This is a genomic window from Woeseia oceani (assembly GCF_001677435.1).
GTDB lineage: Bacteria > Pseudomonadota > Gammaproteobacteria > Steroidobacterales > Woeseiaceae > Woeseia > Woeseia oceani.
In genome coordinates this window covers 2,258,137-2,277,948 of record NZ_CP016268.1, presented here as the reverse complement: position 1 = coordinate 2,277,948, position 19,812 = coordinate 2,258,137, and the positions used below count along the sequence as shown (strand labels likewise).

The 19,812-nt window shown below is 58.2% G+C and carries 16 protein-coding genes; 13 read left to right on the top strand and 3 right to left on the bottom strand.

The window, feature by feature from the left end; genetic code table 11:
• Positions 1-123: 123 nt before the first annotated feature.
• Positions 124-540 (top strand): ferric iron uptake transcriptional regulator, encoded by a 417-nt coding sequence (gene fur / locus BA177_RS10220; RefSeq protein WP_068615958.1) that lies wholly within the window; start codon positions 124-126, stop codon positions 538-540.
• 1 nt (position 541) lies between these two features.
• Here the strand turns inward: fur and recN are convergent, their stop codons facing one another.
• Together recN and BA177_RS10210 are read right to left on the bottom strand one after the other, a co-directional pair.
• The gene (gene recN / locus BA177_RS10215) at positions 542-2,245 is read right to left on the bottom strand and encodes a DNA repair protein RecN (RefSeq protein ID WP_068615957.1); all 1,704 of its coding nucleotides are present in this window, start codon (positions 2,243-2,245) and stop codon (positions 542-544) included.
• Between the two features lies 1 nt (position 2,246).
• Positions 2,247-3,146 (bottom strand): NAD(+) kinase, encoded by a 900-nt coding sequence (locus BA177_RS10210; RefSeq protein ID WP_068619190.1) that lies wholly within the window; start codon positions 3,144-3,146, stop codon positions 2,247-2,249.
• Between the two features lie 224 nt (positions 3,147-3,370).
• Here BA177_RS10210 and hrcA point away from each other — a divergent pair, with 224 nt between their 5' ends.
• From hrcA to greA, 8 genes are all read left to right on the top strand, one after another.
• A complete protein-coding gene (gene hrcA, locus BA177_RS10205) occupies positions 3,371-4,429 on the top strand; it encodes a heat-inducible transcriptional repressor HrcA (protein WP_068615955.1) in 1,059 nt (352 codons plus the stop codon).
• A gap of 162 nt (positions 4,430-4,591) precedes the next feature.
• Entirely contained in the window at positions 4,592-5,158 is a 567-nt protein-coding gene (grpE, locus tag BA177_RS10200; RefSeq protein ID WP_068615952.1) for a nucleotide exchange factor GrpE, read from the top strand.
• Positions 5,159-5,250: 92 nt separating this feature from the next.
• The gene (gene dnaK / locus BA177_RS10195; protein ID WP_068615950.1) at positions 5,251-7,188 is read left to right on the top strand and encodes a molecular chaperone DnaK; all 1,938 of its coding nucleotides are present in this window, start codon (positions 5,251-5,253) and stop codon (positions 7,186-7,188) included.
• 74 nt (positions 7,189-7,262) lie between these two features.
• Positions 7,263-8,399: a molecular chaperone DnaJ gene (gene dnaJ / locus BA177_RS10190; RefSeq protein ID WP_068615948.1), complete on the top strand. Its 1,137-nt coding sequence runs from the start codon at positions 7,263-7,265 to the stop codon at positions 8,397-8,399.
• Between the two features lie 93 nt (positions 8,400-8,492).
• Positions 8,493-9,278, top strand: a complete 786-nt coding sequence (dapB, locus tag BA177_RS10185; protein WP_156762779.1) for a 4-hydroxy-tetrahydrodipicolinate reductase — start codon at positions 8,493-8,495, stop codon at positions 9,276-9,278.
• A gap of 234 nt (positions 9,279-9,512) precedes the next feature.
• Positions 9,513-10,676, top strand: a complete 1,164-nt coding sequence (gene carA, locus BA177_RS10180; protein ID WP_068615944.1) for a glutamine-hydrolyzing carbamoyl-phosphate synthase small subunit — start codon at positions 9,513-9,515, stop codon at positions 10,674-10,676.
• 86 nt (positions 10,677-10,762) lie between these two features.
• Entirely contained in the window at positions 10,763-13,987 is a 3,225-nt protein-coding gene (gene carB, locus BA177_RS10175) for a carbamoyl-phosphate synthase large subunit (RefSeq protein WP_068615942.1), read from the top strand.
• On the top strand, positions 13,984-14,460 hold the full coding sequence (gene greA, locus BA177_RS10170) for a transcription elongation factor GreA (protein ID WP_068615939.1): 477 nt from the start codon (positions 13,984-13,986) through the stop codon (positions 14,458-14,460). The genes carB and greA overlap by 4 nt, the downstream gene beginning before the upstream one ends.
• Here greA and yhbY read toward each other — a convergent pair.
• Positions 14,451-14,765: a ribosome assembly RNA-binding protein YhbY gene (yhbY, locus tag BA177_RS10165; protein WP_068615937.1), complete on the bottom strand. Its 315-nt coding sequence runs from the start codon at positions 14,763-14,765 to the stop codon at positions 14,451-14,453. The two genes, greA and yhbY, sit on opposite strands and share 10 nt — an antisense overlap.
• 57 nt (positions 14,766-14,822) lie before the next feature.
• On the opposite strand from yhbY, the gene BA177_RS10160 reads away from it, so the two are divergent.
• The 4 genes from BA177_RS10160 to glmM all read left to right on the top strand — a co-directional run bounded on the left by BA177_RS10160 (position 14,823) and on the right by glmM (position 19,726).
• Positions 14,823-15,446 carry an RlmE family RNA methyltransferase gene (locus BA177_RS10160; protein WP_068615935.1) on the top strand — a complete coding sequence of 208 codons (624 nt, stop codon included), beginning with the start codon at positions 14,823-14,825 and terminating at the stop codon, positions 15,444-15,446.
• Positions 15,447-15,536: 90 nt separating this feature from the next.
• Positions 15,537-17,462 (top strand): ATP-dependent zinc metalloprotease FtsH, encoded by a 1,926-nt coding sequence (gene ftsH, locus BA177_RS10155; protein WP_068615932.1) that lies wholly within the window; start codon positions 15,537-15,539, stop codon positions 17,460-17,462.
• A 69-nt stretch (positions 17,463-17,531) separates the two neighbouring features.
• A complete protein-coding gene (gene folP / locus BA177_RS10150) occupies positions 17,532-18,362 on the top strand; it encodes a dihydropteroate synthase (protein WP_068615930.1) in 831 nt (276 codons plus the stop codon).
• A 29-nt stretch (positions 18,363-18,391) separates the two neighbouring features.
• A complete protein-coding gene (glmM, locus tag BA177_RS10145) occupies positions 18,392-19,726 on the top strand; it encodes a phosphoglucosamine mutase (RefSeq protein WP_068615928.1) in 1,335 nt (444 codons plus the stop codon).
• Positions 19,727-19,812: the final 86 nt, after the last annotated feature.

The window sequence follows — 19,812 nt, the reverse complement described above, 5'->3', positions numbered from 1 at the left end:
CGGACTCCGGTCGTACAGGTGGAGCCGTACGGATAACTGGGTCATAATAGGCGCTGAATGATACCTGCTCGACGGCGGCGACGATAGCCGCGGATTTCCCCTAATAAATTGAGAGAGTTGCGGATGTTACAGCGTCAGGAACTTCGAAAAGCCGGATTGAAAGTGACCTTGCCGCGACTCAAGATCCTTGAGATTCTTGAGGGCGATGGTACCCGTCACCTCAGTGCCGAAGACATCTACAAAGAATTGCTGGAGACGGGCGAGGATATCGGCCTGGCAACGGTCTACCGCGTTTTGACCCAGTTTGAATCAGCGGGCCTCGTGACCCGGCACAACTTCGAAGGTGGCCATTCGGTCTTTGAAGTGGATGAAGGTGAGCATCACGACCACATGGTTTGCGTTGAGACCGGCGACGTCGTCGAATTCATGAACGATGAGATCGAGCGCCTGCAAAAAGAAATTGCGCGCAAGCACAACTACGAGTTGATCGATCACAGCCTCGTGCTGTACGTACGGCCTCTCAAAAAGAAAGAAAAGTAGACTAGCCGGCGTTGCGTTTGCGCTTCTTGCGAACGCCACCCACCTTGCCGAGCATTTCCGCGGCGTGATCGCGGGTTCGTTTGGTAATCTCCACCCCACCCAGCATGCGTGCGAGTTCTTCGATGCGCTCGTCTTTTTTCAGCACTGTCACGGTAGTGCGGGTGGACTTGCCATCGGTGATTTTGTTAACGCGCAGGTGCTGGCCGGCCTGACTGGCGACCTGCGGCAAATGCGTTACGCAGAGAACCTGGCGACGGTCCGCCAGTTCCCGCAGGCGCCGTCCCACCATCTCCGCGACGCTGCCGCCGACACCGCTGTCGACTTCATCGAAGATCATGGTCGGAATGGCGCTGCCATCACTGGCAATAACCTGGATCGACAAACTCATCCGTGACAATTCGCCGCCCGAGGCGACTTTGGTCAGTGGCATGGGGCGTTGACCGGGGTTCGCGCTGATCAGGTACTCGGCATCTTCAAGACCCCAGGCGCGCGCGTCGGCCGCCGCGCGCGGCTTTAATGTGACCTCGAATACACCACCCGGCATACCCAGGTCGGCCATCGCGGCCGTTACCGCGGCTGACAACTTCTTCGCGGCTTGCTGCCGGCCCTTGCTAAGTATCCGTGCTTGCGATTCGTAGTCGCCCCATGCTTTGGCGACGCGTTCTTCGAGTTGTTCGCCACGTTGCTTCGCGTTGCGCAAATCATCGAGCTGTTGCGCAATGCGTTCGCGCAAATCTCCCAGCGCTTCCGGTTCGATCCGGTGCTTGCGCGCGATTGACTGCACCGCGTCGAGACGTTCTTCGATCCAGTCGCGGCGTGCTGGATCGGCGTCCAGGTTGTCGGCGCAGCGCTGCAACTGGTCGGCGGCTTCGGCAACCTGTATGACCGACTCTGAAAGCAGGGCAACGGCCGCGGCGAGGTTCTTGTCGAACTCGCCAAGCGGTTGCAATGATTGCTGCGCTTTCGCCAGCAGTCGGTGAGCGTTGTCCGGATCGGCCTCAAAGATGAGTTGCAGCGCTTCGGCAACGCCATCCGCGATGCGTCCGCTATAATGTAGTTTCTTACGTTCCGCACGTAACTCGTTGAGTTCATCGGCTTTTAGGTCCAGCACTTCGAGTTCGTCGAGCTGAAACTCCAGCAGGTCGATGCGCGAGGCGCGATCCGCGTCGTCCTCTTCCAGCGACGTCAGTTCCGCCGCCAGCTCGTGCCAGGACGTCCAGGCAGCGGCCACCGTGTTGCGTTGTTCGGTGAGCTTGCCGAAATGATCCAGCAGGTCTCGCTGCACTTCACGCCGGCCCAGAGATTGGTGAAAGTGCTGGCCGTGAATGTCCAGCAACAGGGCACCCAGCGTCGCCAGACTTTGCAGTGTCGCCGTGCTGCCATTGATAAAGGCACGTGAACGCCCATCAGCGCCAATGACGCGGCGCAGGACACAGGCGTCGTCCATGTCCAGTGCCTGCTCGGCAAGCCAGGCACTGGCTGGCTTGTGTTTGCTGATGTCGAACTCTGCGCATATCTCCGCACGCTCGGCGCCTTCGCGTACCAGCCCGGCACTGCCACGTTCGCCCAATACCAGGGCGAGGGCATCCACGAGTATGGATTTACCGGCACCGGTCTCGCCGGTCAGCACGGTCATGCCGGATGCAAAGACCACATCGACCTGATCGATGATGGCGAAGTTTCGGACCTGCAAGCTGGTCAGCATGTCAGGACTCCGGCACTTCGTCGGAACCACCGCGACGGCGACTGTCACGTCCCCAGTGCAACTTGGAGCGCAGGATCTCGAAATAATCGTAGCCGGGCGGGTGGATGAGCGTGACCCGGCTGCCGGCATCGCGTACCAGCAAGCGGTCGTCTGGCGTGAAATCGCCAAGGGTATGGCCGTCTACCGTGACTTCCGCCTTGGTGTCCATGCGTTCCAGCACCCGGATTTCAATTTCCAGCGTAGCGGGCACGACGATCGGCCGGTCGCTGAGGGTATGGGGACAAATCGGCACCAGTACCACGGCATTCAGTGACGGCTCGATGATCGGACCGCCACAGCTCAGGGCATAGGCGGTCGAGCCGGTTGGCGTTGCCACGATCAGTCCGTCGCCGGAGTGCGCGTTCACAAAGCGGCCGGCTATGCGTGTTTCGAAATCGACCATGCGGCCGGTTTCCCGACGCTGCAAGACAACGTCATTCAGTGCCATGGCATGTGCCTGAATTTTGCCGTCGCGGATGCGCTCGGCGACCAGCAATTGGCGGGCCTCGCGCGTGTAGTCGCCGGCGAGTACCTGATCGACGCTATGCAGCATTTCGGCAGGGGTGATGTCGGCCAGAAAGCCAAGGCGGCCGCGATTAACGCCAAGCAATGGGACATTGCGATCAAACGCCAGACGCGCCGCATGCAGCATCGTACCGTCGCCGCCAATGGCGATGATCAGGTCGGCCTGGCGGGCGAAGCCGGTTTCCGTGACCTGGCGGGCAGGCAGATCGAAGTTTTCCGCTGAATCCGCGATGACATCGATGCCGGCCTGTGCGAGGTGTTCAGCGAGCAGCAACATTGGCTCGGCAACTCGAGGGTCCTCGTCCCGACCGAGAACAGCAATTGTCTTGAACTCCATACTCGATCCAGGGCAGGTGATGGCGGTGCTTGCGCAGCCACCTTCGGCGTGAAAGGTCGCGATTGTTGCAAACCCCGGCCCTGCCGCCAAGCGGGTGCTGGGCTGACTTTGGCGAAATTTGCAACAATGTGCAGCTTGTCATGGTCCACTGACTTGTACCATGGCTTCCTTGTGTATACTTTTTCGCCCACGGTCCCTGTGAAATAAATGAGCCTATCTCCGGCATGTCGAAGCAAGCAGTCAGCAATGTGCCAAATGAGCGTTCTCAGTACCTCCTGAAAATACTGATTCAGCGCTTTATTCGTGATGGTCAGCCGGTCGGATCGCGCACTTTATCGCGGGATTCCGGTCTGGATCTCAGCCCCGCAACGATACGTAACGTTCTTGCCGATCTGGAAGACCTGGGGTTTGTCTCCGCACCGCACACTTCGGCAGGCCGGGTGCCGACCCCGCGCGGCTACCGCATGTTCGTTGACACGCTGGTGCAGTACAAACAGCCCAAGGACGGTGAGATCCGGCGTTTGCAAAAACGCCTCGCTGGCAATGACCAGGACCCGGATAACCTGGTGAGTTCGGTGTCGAATGCGCTGTCGCGGATTACGAGTCTCGCGGGTGTCGTCACGATGCCCAAAGGCCAGCATGCCACGCTCCGGCAAATCGAATTTCTGCCGCTGTCGGACAATCGGGTGCTGGCCATCCTGGTTATCAACAACCGCGAAGTGCAGAACCGCATTCTGAATACCGACCGCAACTATACGAGTGATGAGCTGCAACGCGCGGCCAATTACATCAATGAAAACTACGCGGGCGTGGAGCTCAAGGATATTCACCTGCGGCTGGTTAGCGATTTGGAGAAAACCAGGGACTCCATGAACCAGGCGATGCTCGATATCGTGAGCGTCGCGCAGTCGGCGATGGATGGTGCCGGGCCACAGAAAAGCGGTTTCGTGGTCAGTGGCGAGACCAACCTGATGGGCATCGCTGAACTGTCGGATATCGACAAACTGCGACGGTTGTTCGACGCGTTCTCGCACAAACGGCTGTTGATCGATCTGCTGGATCGCAGCATCAGCGCCAACGGTGTGCAGGTATTTATCGGCGAAGAGTCGGGTTATCAGATTCTGGATGACTGCAGCGTCGTTTCGGCGCCATACCGCATGGACGACGGCAAGATCGGTGTCCTGGGCGTTATCGGTCCGACTCGCATGGCCTACGATCGGGTCGTGCCGATCGTGGAAGTCACGGCAAAGATGCTTGGCTCTGTGCTGAACGTACCGGATTAGCCGGTCATTTGCGCCGGAATGGCGCGAATATGGCGATTAACAGCCTCCAGCGCTTGATATTTTCGCTGCTGTCCCCAAAATCCCCCCCTTCTCGAGCGGTACCCGCGGGCGCGCCTGCGGTTTTCAACCCGGCCAACTATTAGTACGTGGAGTGTTTTTGACATGACAGGACAGCCCGATCGCCCTCAAGCCGACAACCAGGACCGGCCAGCCGCCGACGAGCCGTTGCCGGAAGATGCGGGTGCCGAAAGTACGCCATCAGCCGATAACGGTGAACTTGGCGTACTGCAGGCGCAGGCGGATGAGAACTGGGACAAGTACCTGCGAGCCATGGCTGAACTCGATAACGTGCGCAAGCGTTCGCAGCGCGATGTCGAAAATGCGCGCAAGTACGCACTGGAACCGTTTGCCCGGGAGTTGCTGAACGTGCGCGACAGCCTCGAAATGGGGCTTGCAACCAGTGCGGGTGCAGAGCCCGAACCGCTGCGGCAGGGATTCGAGGCTACTTTGAAGCAATTGGCCACCACGATGGAGCAGTTCGGTATTGAGGTACTGGATCCGCACGGCGAGCCTTTTGATCCGCAGCAGCACGAGGCCATGGCCATGCAACCCAGCCCGGATGTTGAGCCGGGTACGGTGCTGACCGTCTACCAGAAAGGCTATTCCCTGAACGGCCGGTTGTTGCGGCCGGCACGTGTGGTCGTGTCTGCGGCAGTCGATGCCGACTAAATAGGGTGGTGGGCAGCGCTTGAAAGCAGTGCCTCTGGCCCCACCTAGAGAATCAGTTTTGCAGTTTTATACGGAATTCGGAGAAATACGTTATGGGTAAAGTGATTGGTATCGATCTGGGTACCACGAACTCCTGCGTCGCGGTCATGGAGGGTGACAAGCCCAAAGTGATAGAGAACAGCGAGGGCGATCGAACCACTCCGTCAATTGTCGCGTTCGGCAAGGACGGTGATGTGCTGGTAGGCCAGTCGGCCAAGCGCCAGGCGGTGACCAACCCGAGCAATACATTGCACGCGGTCAAGCGCCTGATCGGTCGTCGGTTCAACGACGATGTCGTTCGTCGCGACATCGACATGGTGCCGTACAAGATAGTCAAAGCCGACAACGGCGATGCCTGGGTCGAGGCGAATGGCAAGGCCATGGCGCCGCCGGAAATTTCGGCGCGCGTGCTGATGAAAATGAAGAAGACGGCCGAAGACTACCTGGGTGAGCCGGTAACCGAGGCAGTCGTTACAGTGCCTGCGTACTTCAACGATTCGCAGCGACAGGCGACTAAAGACGCGGGCCGAATTGCCGGCCTGGACGTCAAACGCATAATCAACGAGCCCACCGCGGCGGCGTTGGCCTATGGTATGGACAAGAAGCGTGGCGACTCCAAGATCGTTGTCTACGATCTGGGTGGCGGCACCTTCGACGTCTCGATCATCGAGATCGCTGAAGTCGATGGTGAACACCAGTTTGAAGTCCTCGCCACCAATGGCGACACGTTCCTGGGCGGCGAAGATTTTGACCTGCGCATCATTCAGTACCTGACCTCCGAGTTCCAACGTGAAAGTGGCGTGGATATCAGCAAGGATCCACTCGCTATGCAGCGTCTGAAAGAGGCGGCTGAGAAGGCCAAGATCGAGTTGTCATCGGGCCAGCAGACCGAAGTGAACCTGCCGTACATCACGGCGGACGCGTCGGGTCCCAAGCACCTGACCATCAAACTGACCCGTGCGAAGCTCGAGTCACTGGTGGAAGACCTCGTCACCCGAACGATCGAGCCATGCAAAGTCGCACTGAAAGATGCGGGCTTGAAGGTCAACGAGATCAACGACGTAATTTTGGTCGGCGGTCAGACGCGCATGCCGAAAGTACAGGAGGAAGTGCAGAACTTCTTCGGTAAGGAGCCGCGTCGTGACGTGAACCCGGATGAAGCAGTAGCACTGGGTGCGGCCATCCAGGGCGGCGTGCTTGCCGGTGATGTGAAAGACGTATTGCTGCTCGACGTTACCCCGTTGTCGCTGGGTATCGAAACGCTTGGTGGCGTGATGACCAAGCTCATCGAGAAAAACACCACCATTCCGGCGAATGCGGAACAGGTGTTTTCAACGGCGGATGACAACCAGACGGCTGTGACAATTCACGTCTTGCAGGGTGAGCGTGAAAAAGCGCAGGGCAACAAGTCGCTGGGTCGATTCGATCTTGCCGACATTCCGCCAGCACCGCGTGGCATGCCGCAAATTGAAGTGACTTTCGATATCGACGCAAACGGTATTCTGAACGTATCCGCGAAGGACAAGGCGACCGGCAAGAGCCAGAATATTGTGATCAAGGCATCCAGTGGACTTACGGATGAAGAGATCGACAAGATGGTTTCGGATGCCGAAAGCCACGCTGAAGAAGACCGGAAATTCCGCGAGCTTGTGGAGACCCGGAACAAAGCCGACGCTTTGATTCACGCGGCCGAGAAATCGATCACTGAATTGGGCGATAAAGCGACAGACGAAGAGCGTTCTGCCGTCGAAACGGCCGTCAGCGAATTGAAAGATGCGTTGAAGTCGGATGATCCTGAGCAAATCGAGGCGAAGATCAATGCATTGACCGAAGCCTCCGGCGCGGTCGCGCAAAAACTGTACGCCGAACAGGCGGCAGAGGGTGCGGCTGACGGCGAGGCGGCAGATGGTCAGGGTTCGTCGGCCGGCAAGGACGACGTCGTTGATGCGGAGTTCGAGGAAGTTGACGACGACAAGAAAAAGTCGAGTTGATTTAGACGTTAATATTTTGAGTGCTACCCGGCGGACGTCAGGCCTGACGTCCGCTTTTCAGCAATAGAGGCAGTATGGCCAAACGCGATTATTACGAAGTTCTTGGGGTCAAGAAGAGCGCTACCAAGGACGAAATCAAAAAAGCTTATCGCCGCCTGGCCATGAAGCATCACCCGGATCGTAACAAGGGCGATGACGATGCAACGCGCCGCTTCAAAGAAGCACGTGAAGCCTATGATGTGTTGAGCGACGCCGAGAAACGTGCGACCTACGATCAGTTCGGTCACGACGGACTGCGCGGTGGCGCTGGTGGCGCCGGCGGCTTTGGCGCAGAAGGCTTCGGCGACATATTCGGCGACGTATTCGGCGACATATTTGGCGGTGGCGGCCGGCGCGGTGGTCGCAGCCAGGTATTCCGTGGCGCGGACCTGGGCTATGAGTTACGCCTTGATCTTGAAAAGGCCGTTAGCGGCGACACGGTCACCATAGAAGTACCCACTCAGGCTGCTTGCGAAACCTGTGATGGCAGCGGCGCGCGCAAGGGCAGCAAGCCCTCCCAGTGCACTACCTGTGGTGGCGTTGGCCAGGTGCGTATGCAGCAAGGGTTCTTTTCGATCCAGCAAACCTGTCCGGCGTGTAAAGGCTCGGGCACGGTTATCTCCGACCCCTGCGACAGCTGTCACGGCCGCGGTCGTGTTTCCCGCGTTAAGAAACTCTCGGTCAAAGTGCCGGGTGGGGTTGATGAGGGAGATCGCATTCGCTTGTCGGGCGAGGGTGAAGCCGGCCGTAACGGCGGCCCGCCCGGCGACCTCTACGTCGAGATCCGGGTCAATCCTCACAAGATTTTCACGCGCGAAGGCGCCGATCTTGCCTGCGAAGTGCCGGTCAGTATTACGACCGCGGCATTGGGCGGCGAGGTCGAATTGCCTACGCTCGAGGGCCACGTGTCACTGAAAGTACCCGCAGGTACTCAGTCAGGCAAAGTGTTCCGGTTGCGCGGCAAAGGCGTATCGACTGTTCGTGACCGGCGTCAGGGCGACCTGTTCGCGACCGTACTGGTCGAAACTCCGGTCAATCTTACGGACGCGCAAAAGTCCCTCTTGCGGGATTTCGAAAAGGCCGTGGCTGAAGGCGGCGACAAGCACAATCCGCGTGCCGACAGCTGGCTGGGTACGGTCAAGCGATTTTTTGATCGTATTGGACAAGCCTAGGCGGCACGTTACACCGGCCAGCCTGACGGCGGCGCGGCAGTCGGCCAGGGCCGGAATAATTGGAGATCTGACATTTCAAAGCTTGGCATCAGTGTGCTCGGCGCAGGACGCATGGGCCGGGAAATCATGCGGGCCATCGCCGCCAGCGAGCCATCCTTGCAACTGGCCGGGGTTTGGGTTCGACCGGACAGTCCATTACTTGATCGGCCGATGACAGAGTTTGCCGGACCGGCAGCCAGTGAGGTGACAGCAAGCTGTGACTTGTCCGCCGTATTGGCAGCGGCCGACGTCGCCATTGATTTCAGCCTTCCGGCTGCTGTGCCGAACATCCTTCAGGAGGCGGTGAAAGCGCGCAAGGCACTGGTCTGCGGTGTCAGCGGTCTCGATCAGGACACGCTGACATTGATGCAATCAGCCGCCCGCACTGTGCCGTTGTTCTACGACCGCAACATGAGTATCGGCGTTGCCTTGCTGCGGCGCATGGTCGAGCAGAGCGGGCAAGTGCTCGGCGAGGGGTTTTCCGCGACGATCAGCGATCTGCACCACGCGGAGAAACGCGATGCGCCGTCCGGCACCGCGCTGATGCTCGGCGAGACACTGGCAGCCGCACGCGGCCAGGATTTCAAGTCGGTCATGCGCTACGACAGCGAGCAGGCGGCCGTTGCGCGCAACAGTGATGACATTGTCTTCGACGTGCGGCGGGAAGGGCTGCACCCGGGTGCGCACACAGTGGTGTTAGCGGGGCCGGACGAAAACCTGTCGTTCAGTCATACGGTTACAGACCGGCGAGTCTTCGCCGTTGGCGCTTTGCGGGCAGCAAAATGGCTGCATGAGCGCCCGCCGGGTCTTTACAGCATGCAGGATCTGTTACAAGGCTGAGAAAATTTCATCTGTCGAAATCGTGCCAATTACAGCTAATAAGTGACGTCGAAATACGCAAATCGGCCGCGCAGCTCTGGCACCTTTCGCCGACCTTGAGTAGACTAGGCCGGATCGCCAGATGGCTGGCGATCACATAAGCGGGAGGCATCGTCCTTCCGCTTTTGTGCATCTAACGTCACCGTTTCAGGCGGTGCCGGTGGATGGCAGTACAGAACAAACCGAGGAACGCCATTGACTACACCCGCAATACTGGCCCTTCAGGATGGCACTGTATTTCATGGTATTTCCGTCGGCAGTGAAGGCAAGACGATAGGCGAAGTTGTCTTCAATACGGCAATGACGGGTTATCAGGAAATATTGACTGACCCATCCTATTGCCGCCAACTGGTAACCCTGACCTATCCCCACATTGGCAACGTTGGCACGAACAGCGAAGACATGGAGTCCCGCCGGGTGCATGCCTCCGGTCTGGTTATTCGTGACAGCTCCATGGTCACCAGCAGTTGGCGCTCAGAACGCAGTTTCAGTGAGTTCCTGCGGCAAGCGAAGACCGTCGCCATTGCCGAAATTGACACGCGTAAACTGACCCGGCTGTTACGGGAAACGGGCGCCCAGTCCGGTTGCATCATGACCGGCGACGCCGATCCGGCAGTGGCGGTGCAGCACGCGCGCAAATTCCCGGGCATCTCCGGCATGGACCTCGCCAAGTTTGTTACCTGCGAACAAAAATACCAGTGGAGCCACGGCACCGAGTTTGGGCGCGGTCCGCGGGTCATGACCCGGCGGATAGCGCCATACCACGTGGTTGCTTACGACTTCGGGATCAAACGCAACATTCTGCGGCTGTTATCCGATTTAGATTGCCGGATGACCGTCGTCCCCGCCACCACCTCCGCCGATGAAGTTCTGGCAATGGCACCGGACGGCGTGTTTCTGTCCAACGGTCCTGGCGATCCGGAGCCGTGTGACTACGCGATCAAAGCCATCCAGAAGTTTCTGGAGGTTGAGATTCCGCTGTTCGGTATTTGCCTCGGCCACCAATTGTTGGCGCTGGCTGCCGGCGGGCGCACCGAGAAAATGAAGTTTGGCCATCACGGCGCCAATCACCCCGTGCAGGATCTCGCCAGCGGGCGGGTATTGATCTCGAGTCAGAATCACGGCTTCGCGGTGGACGAGGCTTCGCTGCCGGGGAATGTCGAAGTGACCCACCGCTCGCTGTTCGATGGTTCGGTTCAGGGCATCGCTTTGTCCGGCCAGCCGGCGTTTGGTTTCCAGGGGCACCCGGAGGCGAGCCCAGGGCCGCACGATCTCCTGTTCCTGTTTGAGCGATTCATCGCTGACATGGATGAAGCGAAACGCGGTGCGGTGCACAGTACGCTCGCAGCGAGACAGTAAAACGACTAAAAATCAGTCGGATACAATCAAAAGTTAAAGTAAAAGTTTTCCATAGGCTGGCCTCAGGGCCACATCAGCAGAGCACCATGCCCAAACGCAGCGACATAGAAAGCATCTTGATTATCGGCGCTGGCCCCATTGTGATTGGCCAGGCGTGCGAGTTCGATTACTCCGGAACTCAGGCCTGCAAGGCACTTAAGGAAGAGGGCTACCGGGTCATACTGGTGAACTCGAATCCGGCGACGATCATGACGGATCCGGAAACGGCTGATGCCATTTACGTCGAGCCGGTTCACTGGCGCGCTGTTGAACAAATTATTGCTCGGGAACGGCCTGATGCATTGCTGCCGACCATGGGTGGCCAGACAGCGCTGAACTGTGCTCTCGACCTGGTTCGGGAAGGCGTCCTTGAGAAATACGGCGTCGAAATGATTGCCGCATCGCGCGATGCCATTGATATGGCTGAAGACCGCGAGCAATTTCGCCAGGCCATGACCGAGATTGGGCTGGAAACACCAAGGGCCGAAATCGCGCACACCTTGGATGAAGCGCTGGAGAAACAGGAAAGCATCGGCTTTCCGACCATTATCCGGCCATCCTTCACTATGGGCGGCAGCGGTGGCGGCATTGCCTACAACCGCGAAGAGTTTTCGCGAATTGTCGCGCACGGCCTGGAGTTGTCGCCAACCACCGAAGTACTGTTGGAAGAATCGGTACTTGGCTGGAAAGAGTTCGAGATGGAAGTGGTTCGCGACCGCGCGGACAACTGCATCATTGTCTGTTCTATAGAAAACTTCGACGCGATGGGCGTGCATACCGGTGATTCCATTACGGTTGCCCCGGCACAGACGCTGACTGACAAAGAATACCAGCGGATGCGTAATGCCGCGGTAGACGTGCTGCGCAAAATCGGTGTTGAAACCGGTGGCTCGAACGTTCAGTTTGCGCTGAACCCCGTTGACGGTCGTCTGCTCATTATCGAGATGAACCCACGCGTCTCCCGCTCGTCGGCGCTGGCGTCCAAAGCGACAGGCTTCCCGATTGCAAAAATCGCGGCGAAGCTGGCGGTCGGTTATACCCTGGACGAACTACAGAACGACATCACCGGCGGTGCAACTCCGGCCTCGTTCGAGCCGTCCATTGACTATGTAGTCACCAAGATTCCACGGTTTACGTTTGAGAAATTCCCGCGTGCCAATACGCGGCTGACTACGCAGATGAAGTCTGTCGGTGAAGTCATGTCGTTCGGGCGGACGTTTCAGGAGTCGTTGCAGAAGGCGTTGCGTGGGCTGGAAACCGGTGTCTGCGGACTGGATGAAAAGCTGCATACCTTAAAGGACCCGAACGACCTCGATGAACTTCGCCAGGAATTGCGCTTGCCGGGCGCTGATCGAATCTGGCTGATCGGCGACGCGATGCGACTCGGCATGGAGCTGGAGGAGATCGCCGAGATCAGCGGTATCGATCCCTGGTTCCTGGCCCAGATCGCGGATCTGGTACGCGAAGAGCAGGCATTTGCCGAGGTCGGCATTGATGGCGTCGATGAGGCATGGCTACGTCGCCTGAAACGCAAAGGCTTCTCCGACATGCGGCTGGCAAAACTCGCTGCCTGCCCGGAATCGCGAGTGCGTTCGAAGCGGCACGAATTCGGACTGCGGCCGGTATACAAGCGGGTCGATACCTGTGCAGCGGAGTTTGCGACGACCACGGCCTATCTGTACTCAACCTACGAAGAAGAGTGTGAAGCAGCGCCGACCGGGCGCGACAAAATCATGATTCTTGGCGGCGGCCCCAACCGTATCGGCCAGGGTATCGAATTCGACTATTGCTGTGTGCATGCTGCCTTGGCATTGAAGGAGTCGGGTTACGAAACCATCATGGTCAATTGCAACCCGGAAACCGTGTCCACTGATTACGACACGTCCGACAGGTTGTATTTCGAGTCACTGACGTTTGAAGACGTCATGGAAATTATCGACAAAGAACAGCCTAAAGGCGTGATCGTTCAATACGGCGGGCAGACGCCGTTGAAACTCGCGCGTGATCTTGAGGCCGCAGGTGCGCCAATCATTGGCACGTCCCCGGATTCAATCGATCTTGCTGAAGACCGGGAGCGCTTCTTGCGGCTTGTGAACGAGCTCAAATTGCGGCAGCCGCCAAATCGTACCGCACGAAATTACGATGAAGCGTTATTGATGGGCGCGGATGTCGGCTACCCATTGGTTGTCAGGCCGTCATACGTACTTGGCGGCCGTGCCATGGAAGTCGTCCATGGCACGGATGATCTGGCGGCGTACATGAAAGCGGCAATCGATGTGTCTAACGACAGCCCGGTGCTGCTCGATCGTTTTCTGGATCTGGCCACTGAGGTTGACGTCGACATTATTGCTGACGGCAACGATGTGTTGATCGGCGGCATCATGGAGCACATCGAACAGGCAGGCGTGCACTCTGGTGATTCCGGTTGTTCGCTGCCACCGTTCAGTCTGAGTGAAGAAATCCAGAACGAGTTGATTGCTCAGGTGATCAAACTTGCCAAAGGGCTGAACGTTATCGGCCTGATGAACACCCAGTTCGCAATTCAAAACAATGTTGTCTACTTGCTCGAAGTCAATCCGCGCGCTTCGCGAACCGTGCCGTTTGTGTCCAAGGCGACAGGGCTGCCGTTGGCCAAGATTGCTGCCCGCGTGATGGTTGGCGAGTCTTTGCGAGAGCAGGGCTATACCGAACAACGCAAGCCGGGCTTCTTCTCTGTGAAAGAAGCCGTCTTCCCGTTCATCAAGTTTCCCGGTGCCGACCCGATTCTGGGCCCAGAGATGAAATCTACCGGTGAAGTCATGGGCGTTGGCCGTTCGTTTGGCGAAGCCTATGCGAAAGCACAGTTGGCTTCAGGTGTGGTGTTGCCGCGCAAAGGACTGGCTCTAATCAGCGTGCGCGACCGCGACAAAGAAGGGGCGATAGAGCTCGCACAAATTCTCGAAGCCCACGGATTTGATATTGTAGCCACGCACGGCACAGCAAAAATGCTGGCAACTGCAGGCGTTCCTTGTCGGCGCGCCAATAAAGTTCGCGAAGGCCGGCCACATATCGTTGACATGATCAAGAATAATGAAATAGCGTTGATTGTTAATACAACGGAAGGAAAGCAGGCAATTCAGGAATCAGAATCTATCCGCGCTGAAGCAGTGCGGAAGAACGTTACCTATTACACTACGCTGGGCGCTGCGATCGCCACGTGCCGCGCGCTTGATCATCTCGATAACATTGAGGTCAATCGATTGCAGGATCTACACAGTGAGGTAGCAGCATGAACAAAGTACCGATGACCGTACGCGGTGCCGAGCTGCTGCGCGAAGAACTCAAGAAACTCAAATCGACCGACCGTCCGCAGGTAATTCAGGCGATTTCGGAAGCCAGGGCCCATGGTGATCTGAAAGAGAACGCTGAATACCATGCAGCCAAAGAGCAGCAAGGTTTCATCGAAGGCCGTATCAAAGAAATTGAGGGCAAGCTGTCCAATATTCAGATCATTGATGTCAAGACCATTGACGCCAAGGGACGGATCGTTTTCGGCTCGACTGTTGAATTGCTTGATGAAGAGTCAGGCGAGACCAAGGTGTACACGATCGTGGGGGAAGACGAGGCTGACATTAAAGTCGGCATGATCTCCTTTACTTCACCGATTGCCCGGGCATTGATTGGCAAGAATGAAGGCGATGAAGTTAGCTTCTCTGCACCAGGTGGCGAGAAGCATTACGAAGTGATCGCCGTTCGTTACGAATAGTTTGCCCAATTTCCGGGCAGCTTGATTTTCGGCTTTTTCTTGTTGCGCCGAAACAGCAGCGCGACGTTGCCGATGCGGGTTATGAGCTCGGCGGATCCGGACTCGCACAGTTGTTCAATGATCTGGTCGCGTTGCTGGCGATCGCCAATCCGAACTTTCACTTTAATGAGTTCGTGGTGATTGATCGTTGAATCAAACTCTTTCATCACCGCTTCGGAAAGGCCGGCATCGGCGACGGTAACAACGGGCTTCAGCGAGTGGCCAAGTCCGCGCAGGTATTTTTTTTGTGATTCGGAGATTTTCATGGGCGGCGATTGTAACAGCCTGCGAGGGCGGCCGGTGATAGTTGCCGCAGGAAATTTGTGAGCCGGCCGCGCGGCAGCTCGGGTTCCTGGCGAGCACGTCAGGAACGGGATCCTTACGTGCAGCGTGCGCGCCGCGAGGGCTGGCGCTCCCGGGCCGTGTTCAAGCTGGAGGAAATCCTGACCAAGGAAAAACTGCTGAAGCCAGGCATGCTGTGCGTGGACCTTGGCGCGGCACCTGGTGGCTGGAGCCAGTACGTGAGCGCCCGTAACACGGGCAAAGTAAGAATCGTGGCCGTCGACCTGCTGCCGATGGACAGTTTGCCGGATGTTGAGTTCGTGCAGGGCGACTTCACCGAGCCGGACGTGCTGGAACAAATGCTGGCCAGCCTCAATGGCGAGAAGGCAGACCTTGTAATGAGCGACATGGCACCCAATATCAGCGGCACCAAGGCCGTTGATCAGCCGCGCTCGATGTACCTGACAGAGCTGGCGCTGGATATGGCGCGACAGGTGCTAAGACGAGGCGGCAGCTTTGTTTGCAAGATGTTTCAGGGTGAGGGCAGCGATGCTTTCATCCTTGATGCAAGGCGGTCGTTCGGACGGGTAAAAGTGATGAAACCCGCTGCCTCCCGGGCCTCCAGTAGTGAGGTCTATCTGGTAGCGAGAAACTATCAACTGTAGTAGTGTCTAAGGCTTAGACGCAGTCTAAAACAGGTGCCGAAGGCGGCTGTGCGGAAGGCGAAAAGCTGTTTTCGGAGTGGTGCAAATACTGTGAACGACCTGACCAAGAACATCCTCGTATTCATTGTCATCATCGTGGTGCTGCTGTCAGTTGTGCAGGGCCTTACGGGTGCCAATGGTCAGCCGCCGGCGAAGGTTGATTACTCCGAATTTCTTCAGGAAGTTCGTAGTGGCAATGTGCAACGAGTCGAATTCAAAGGTGACCGAATCAATTTCGGCAATCGCGAACCGTTGACCAACTACACGATCAGCCCTGAAACCGACAACAACACCTTGATCGGGCTTCTTGAGCAAAACAACGTGCGGTTTACTGCCGAAGAGCCGGAGCAGCCCAGCATCATCGGCCAGCTGCTGATCAGCTCTTTCCCGATCCTGTTGCTGATTGGTGTCTGGATTTACTTCATGCGCCAGATGCAAGGTGGCGGCGGTGGCCGCGGCGCGATGTCATTTGGCAAGAGCAAAGCCCGGCTGTTGGGTGAAGACCAGGTTAGTGTGACCTTTGCCGATGTCGCAGGCGTCGAAGAAGCCAAAGAAGAGGTTTCCGAGATCGTCGAGTTCCTGCGGGACCCGAGCAAATTCCAGCGATTGGGCGGTAAGATTCCCAAGGGCGTGTTGATGGTCGGCCCGCCCGGAACCGGCAAGACATTGCTCGCCCGCGCTATCGCCGGCGAAGCCAAAGTGCCGTTCTTCACGATTTCCGGTTCGGACTTCGTGGAAATGTTCGTGGGCGTCGGTGCTTCCCGGGTTCGCGACATGTTTGAACAGGCGAAGAAGCAGGCACCGTGCATAATTTTCATTGACGAGCTGGATGCTGTCGGGCGACACCGCGGCGCCGGGCTTGGCGGCGGACACGACGAACGCGAACAAACGCTGAATCAGATGCTGGTTGAGATGGATGGCTTCGAAGGTAACGAGGGCATCATTGTGATCGCGGCGACCAACCGTCCGGACGTCCTTGACCCTGCGTTGCTGCGACCGGGTCGTTTCGACAGACAGGTCGTGGTGCCGTTGCCGGATATCCGCGGCCGGGAACTCATTCTGAAGGTGCACATGCGCAAAGTGCCGCTCGGCGACGATGTCGATGCCGCGGTCATTGGCCGCGGTACGCCAGGCTTCTCCGGCGCCGATCTTGCGAACCTGGTCAACGAAGCGGCGTTGTTTGCGGCGCGTTCGAACAAGCGGGTCGTCAGCATGGAGGAGTTCGAGAAGGCCAAAGACAAAATCATGATGGGTGCCGAACGCCGTTCGATGGTGATGAGTGAGAAAGAAAAGCTCAATACCGCGTACCACGAAGCTGGGCACGCCATCGTTGGCTACCTGGTTCCTGATCATGATCCGGTCCACAAGGTGACAATCATTCCGCGCGGCCGGGCTCTTGGCGTAACGATGTATTTGCCTGAAGAAGACAAGTACAGCATTTCCAAAGAACGGCTCGAGAGCTCGATATCGTCGTTGTTTGGCGGCCGCCTGGCCGAAGAGATGACCTTAGGGCCGAACGGTGTGACAACCGGCGCATCAAATGACATCGAACGGGCCACGGATATCGCTCGCAACATGGTTACCAAGTGGGGCTTGTCCGAAAAGCTTGGACCGCTGACTTACAGCGAAGACGATGGCGAAGTATTCCTTGGTCGGTCAGTGACGCAGCACAAGCAGGTCTCTGACGTCACCGTGCATACGATAGACGAAGAAGTGCGCGCTATCATTGATCGCAATTACGCGAGGGCGAAGCAGATCCTCGAAGACAATGTTGAAAAGCTGCACGTCATGGCGAAAGCGTTGATGAAGTACGAGACGATCGACTCAACGCAGATCAAAGCCATCATGGAAGGGCGAGAGCCGCAGCCACCTGAGGGTTGGGACGACACTGGTAGCACGCCACCACGCGGCACGCGCAGCAAGCGCGACAATAACGATGCTACGGGTACTATCGGCGAGCCCGCTACAGAAAACTAGCGCCCGATGTAAAGCCTTGTCGCGAGCGGTGATGCCTCACCGCTCGCGTTACTTCCGGCAGAACGCTGCATGCAACTAAACCTGGGTTCGCAAACACTCGACCTGTCGCGGCCGCTGGTCATGGGCATCCTCAACGTGACTGCCGATTCTTTTTCAGATTGTGGCCGATTTCTCCGTTTTGACGATGCCCGCCGGCAGGCGATGGCGATGGTCGAGGCTGGCGCTGATTTCATCGACGTAGGTGGTGAGTCGACCCGGCCGGGCGCTGCCGACGTTCCCGCCGAGGTCGAGATCGACCGGGTAGTGCCGGTTATCGACGCAGTGGCGAGCGAAACCGGGGCGCTGATTTCCATCGATACCAGCAAGGCAGAGGTCATGCGTGCCGCTGTGGCAGCCGGAGCCTGTCTGATTAACGATGTGTATGCGTTGCGGCGCGAAGGGGCGCTTGCGGCGGCGAGCCAGTTGCCAGCAGCCGTTTGCCTGATGCACATGCAGGGTACGCCGGCGACCATGCAGGCGGATCCTGTTTATGAGTCGCTGCCGGGCGATATTCTTGATTTCCTGAGCGAGCGCGTCGCCGCTTGTGAGGCCGCCGGGCTTGCACGTGATCGGCTGCTGCTTGACCCGGGTTTCGGCTTTGGCAAGACCGACCAGCACAATCTTTCAATACTACGGAGCCTGGGAGATTTTCGCGGTCTTGGCCTGCCACTGCTGGTTGGATTGTCGCGTAAGCGCACGCTGGGCAACCTCACAGGCCGCCAGCCTGACGAGCGACTGGCGGCCGGTCTGGCAGCCGCAGTCTTGGCTGTGGAGCGCGGGGCGCATATAGTGCGCACACACGACGTTGCCGCAACGGTCGACGCACTGCGGGTTGTCGCAGCCACCATGGCTGATTCGTGATCTGCAACTACTTCTAAAACAGAGGCCAGATGACTACCAAATACTTCGGAACAGACGGCGTTCGGGGCACCGTTGGGCGCGACCCAATGAGCGCCGATTTTGCCTTGCGGCTGGCCAGTGCGGCCGCGCAGGTATTGGTACCACCCGGCGGTACGGTGCTGATCGGCAAGGACACCCGCTTGTCAGGGTATATGTTTGAATCGGCACTGGAGGCCGGGTTCGTGGCGGCCGGCGCCAACGTATTGTTGCTCGGACCGCTGCCTACGCCCGGTATCGCATTCCTCACCCAGCAGTTCAATGCTGACCTCGGCGTTGTGATCAGCGCCTCGCACAACCCTTACTATGACAATGGCATCAAGTTCTTTGACGCGCAGGGCGGCAAACTCACTGACGAGGAACAGGCGGCCATTGAGCGCTACCTCGGACAACCAGCGATTACGCTTGAGTCACAAAAACTCGGTCGTGCCCGGCGAATCGATTCAGCGCGAATCCGCTATCAGGAATTCTGCGCATCCACGTTCCCGAAAGACCTGAGCCTTGACGGCATCAAGGTTGTCTTTGATGGCGCCAACGGTGCCGGCTACAAAGTGGGTCCGCGGACGCTGAATGAGTTGGGCGCTGACGTCATTCCAATTGGCTGCTCGCCGAACGGGCGGAATATCAATGACAGTTGCGGGTCGACCGAGCCGGGTTTGTTGCAACAAACGGTTCCGGCGGTAAAGGCCGATGTCGGCATCGCCCTGGATGGAGACGGCGACCGGGTGGTGATGGTCGATGAGGCGGGCAACCTCCTGGATGGCGACCAGCTGCTGTATATCATTGCGACCGATCGCAAGCAGCAAGGGAAGCTGCGCGGGCCCGTGGTCGGGACCGTAATGAGCAACCTGGGTCTGGAACATGCGCTCAAAAAGGCCGGCATAGAATTTCTGCGGGCCAAGGTGGGTGACCGTTACGTGCTTGAAGCCTTGCGCGAGACCGGTGGCATCATTGGTGGCGAAACCTCCGGTCATATGATTTGCCTGGACCAGACCACCACGGGCGATGGCCTGATCAGCGCCTTGCAGGTCCTGGCAATCATCAAGCGCAGCGGCAAGACGTTGGGCGAACTGGCGGCGGGCATGCCGAAATACCCGCAGATATTGCTCAATGTGCGGACGGACAAGCGCCTGGACCCGGCGACCTCCACGGCAATCAACGCCGCTGTCGGCCAGGCGGAAAAGGAGTTAAACGACTCAGGCCGGGTGGTGCTGCGTGCGTCCGGTACGGAGCCGGTCATCCGGGTCATGGTGGAGGGGCAGATCGAAGCCCAGGTGCGGACGCTGGCGGAGCGACTGGCCGCGGTGGTGGCTGAAACGGCCGCCTGATGGCGCTCGCGGGCGCGGATGCGCACTTCTGCGTTGATTTGCGCCTGACCGGCGGGTATCCTTGCGCGCCTTTTGAGCAGACCCAG

What these genes read in the sequence shown, in the direction of transcription:
- carB (WP_068615942.1), top strand. Translation starts at nt 10,763, where the DNA reads ATGCCCAAACGCAGCGACATAGAAAGCATCTTGATTATCGGCGCTGGC.
- dnaJ (WP_068615948.1), top strand. Translation starts at nt 7,263, where the DNA reads ATGGCCAAACGCGATTATTACGAAGTTCTTGGGGTCAAGAAGAGCGCT.
- hrcA (WP_068615955.1), top strand. Translation starts at nt 3,371, where the DNA reads ATGTCGAAGCAAGCAGTCAGCAATGTGCCAAATGAGCGTTCTCAGTAC.
- folP (WP_068615930.1), top strand. Translation starts at nt 17,532, where the DNA reads ATGCAACTAAACCTGGGTTCGCAAACACTCGACCTGTCGCGGCCGCTG.
- glmM (WP_068615928.1), top strand. Translation starts at nt 18,392, where the DNA reads ATGACTACCAAATACTTCGGAACAGACGGCGTTCGGGGCACCGTTGGG.
- BA177_RS10210 (WP_068619190.1), bottom strand. Translation starts at nt 3,146, where the DNA reads ATGGAGTTCAAGACAATTGCTGTTCTCGGTCGGGACGAGGACCCTCGA.
- dnaK (WP_068615950.1), top strand. Translation starts at nt 5,251, where the DNA reads ATGGGTAAAGTGATTGGTATCGATCTGGGTACCACGAACTCCTGCGTC.
- recN (WP_068615957.1), bottom strand. Translation starts at nt 2,245, where the DNA reads ATGCTGACCAGCTTGCAGGTCCGAAACTTCGCCATCATCGATCAGGTC.
- yhbY (WP_068615937.1), bottom strand. Translation starts at nt 14,765, where the DNA reads ATGAAAATCTCCGAATCACAAAAAAAATACCTGCGCGGACTTGGCCAC.
- grpE (WP_068615952.1), top strand. Translation starts at nt 4,592, where the DNA reads ATGACAGGACAGCCCGATCGCCCTCAAGCCGACAACCAGGACCGGCCA.
- fur (WP_068615958.1), top strand. Translation starts at nt 124, where the DNA reads ATGTTACAGCGTCAGGAACTTCGAAAAGCCGGATTGAAAGTGACCTTG.
- greA (WP_068615939.1), top strand. Translation starts at nt 13,984, where the DNA reads ATGAACAAAGTACCGATGACCGTACGCGGTGCCGAGCTGCTGCGCGAA.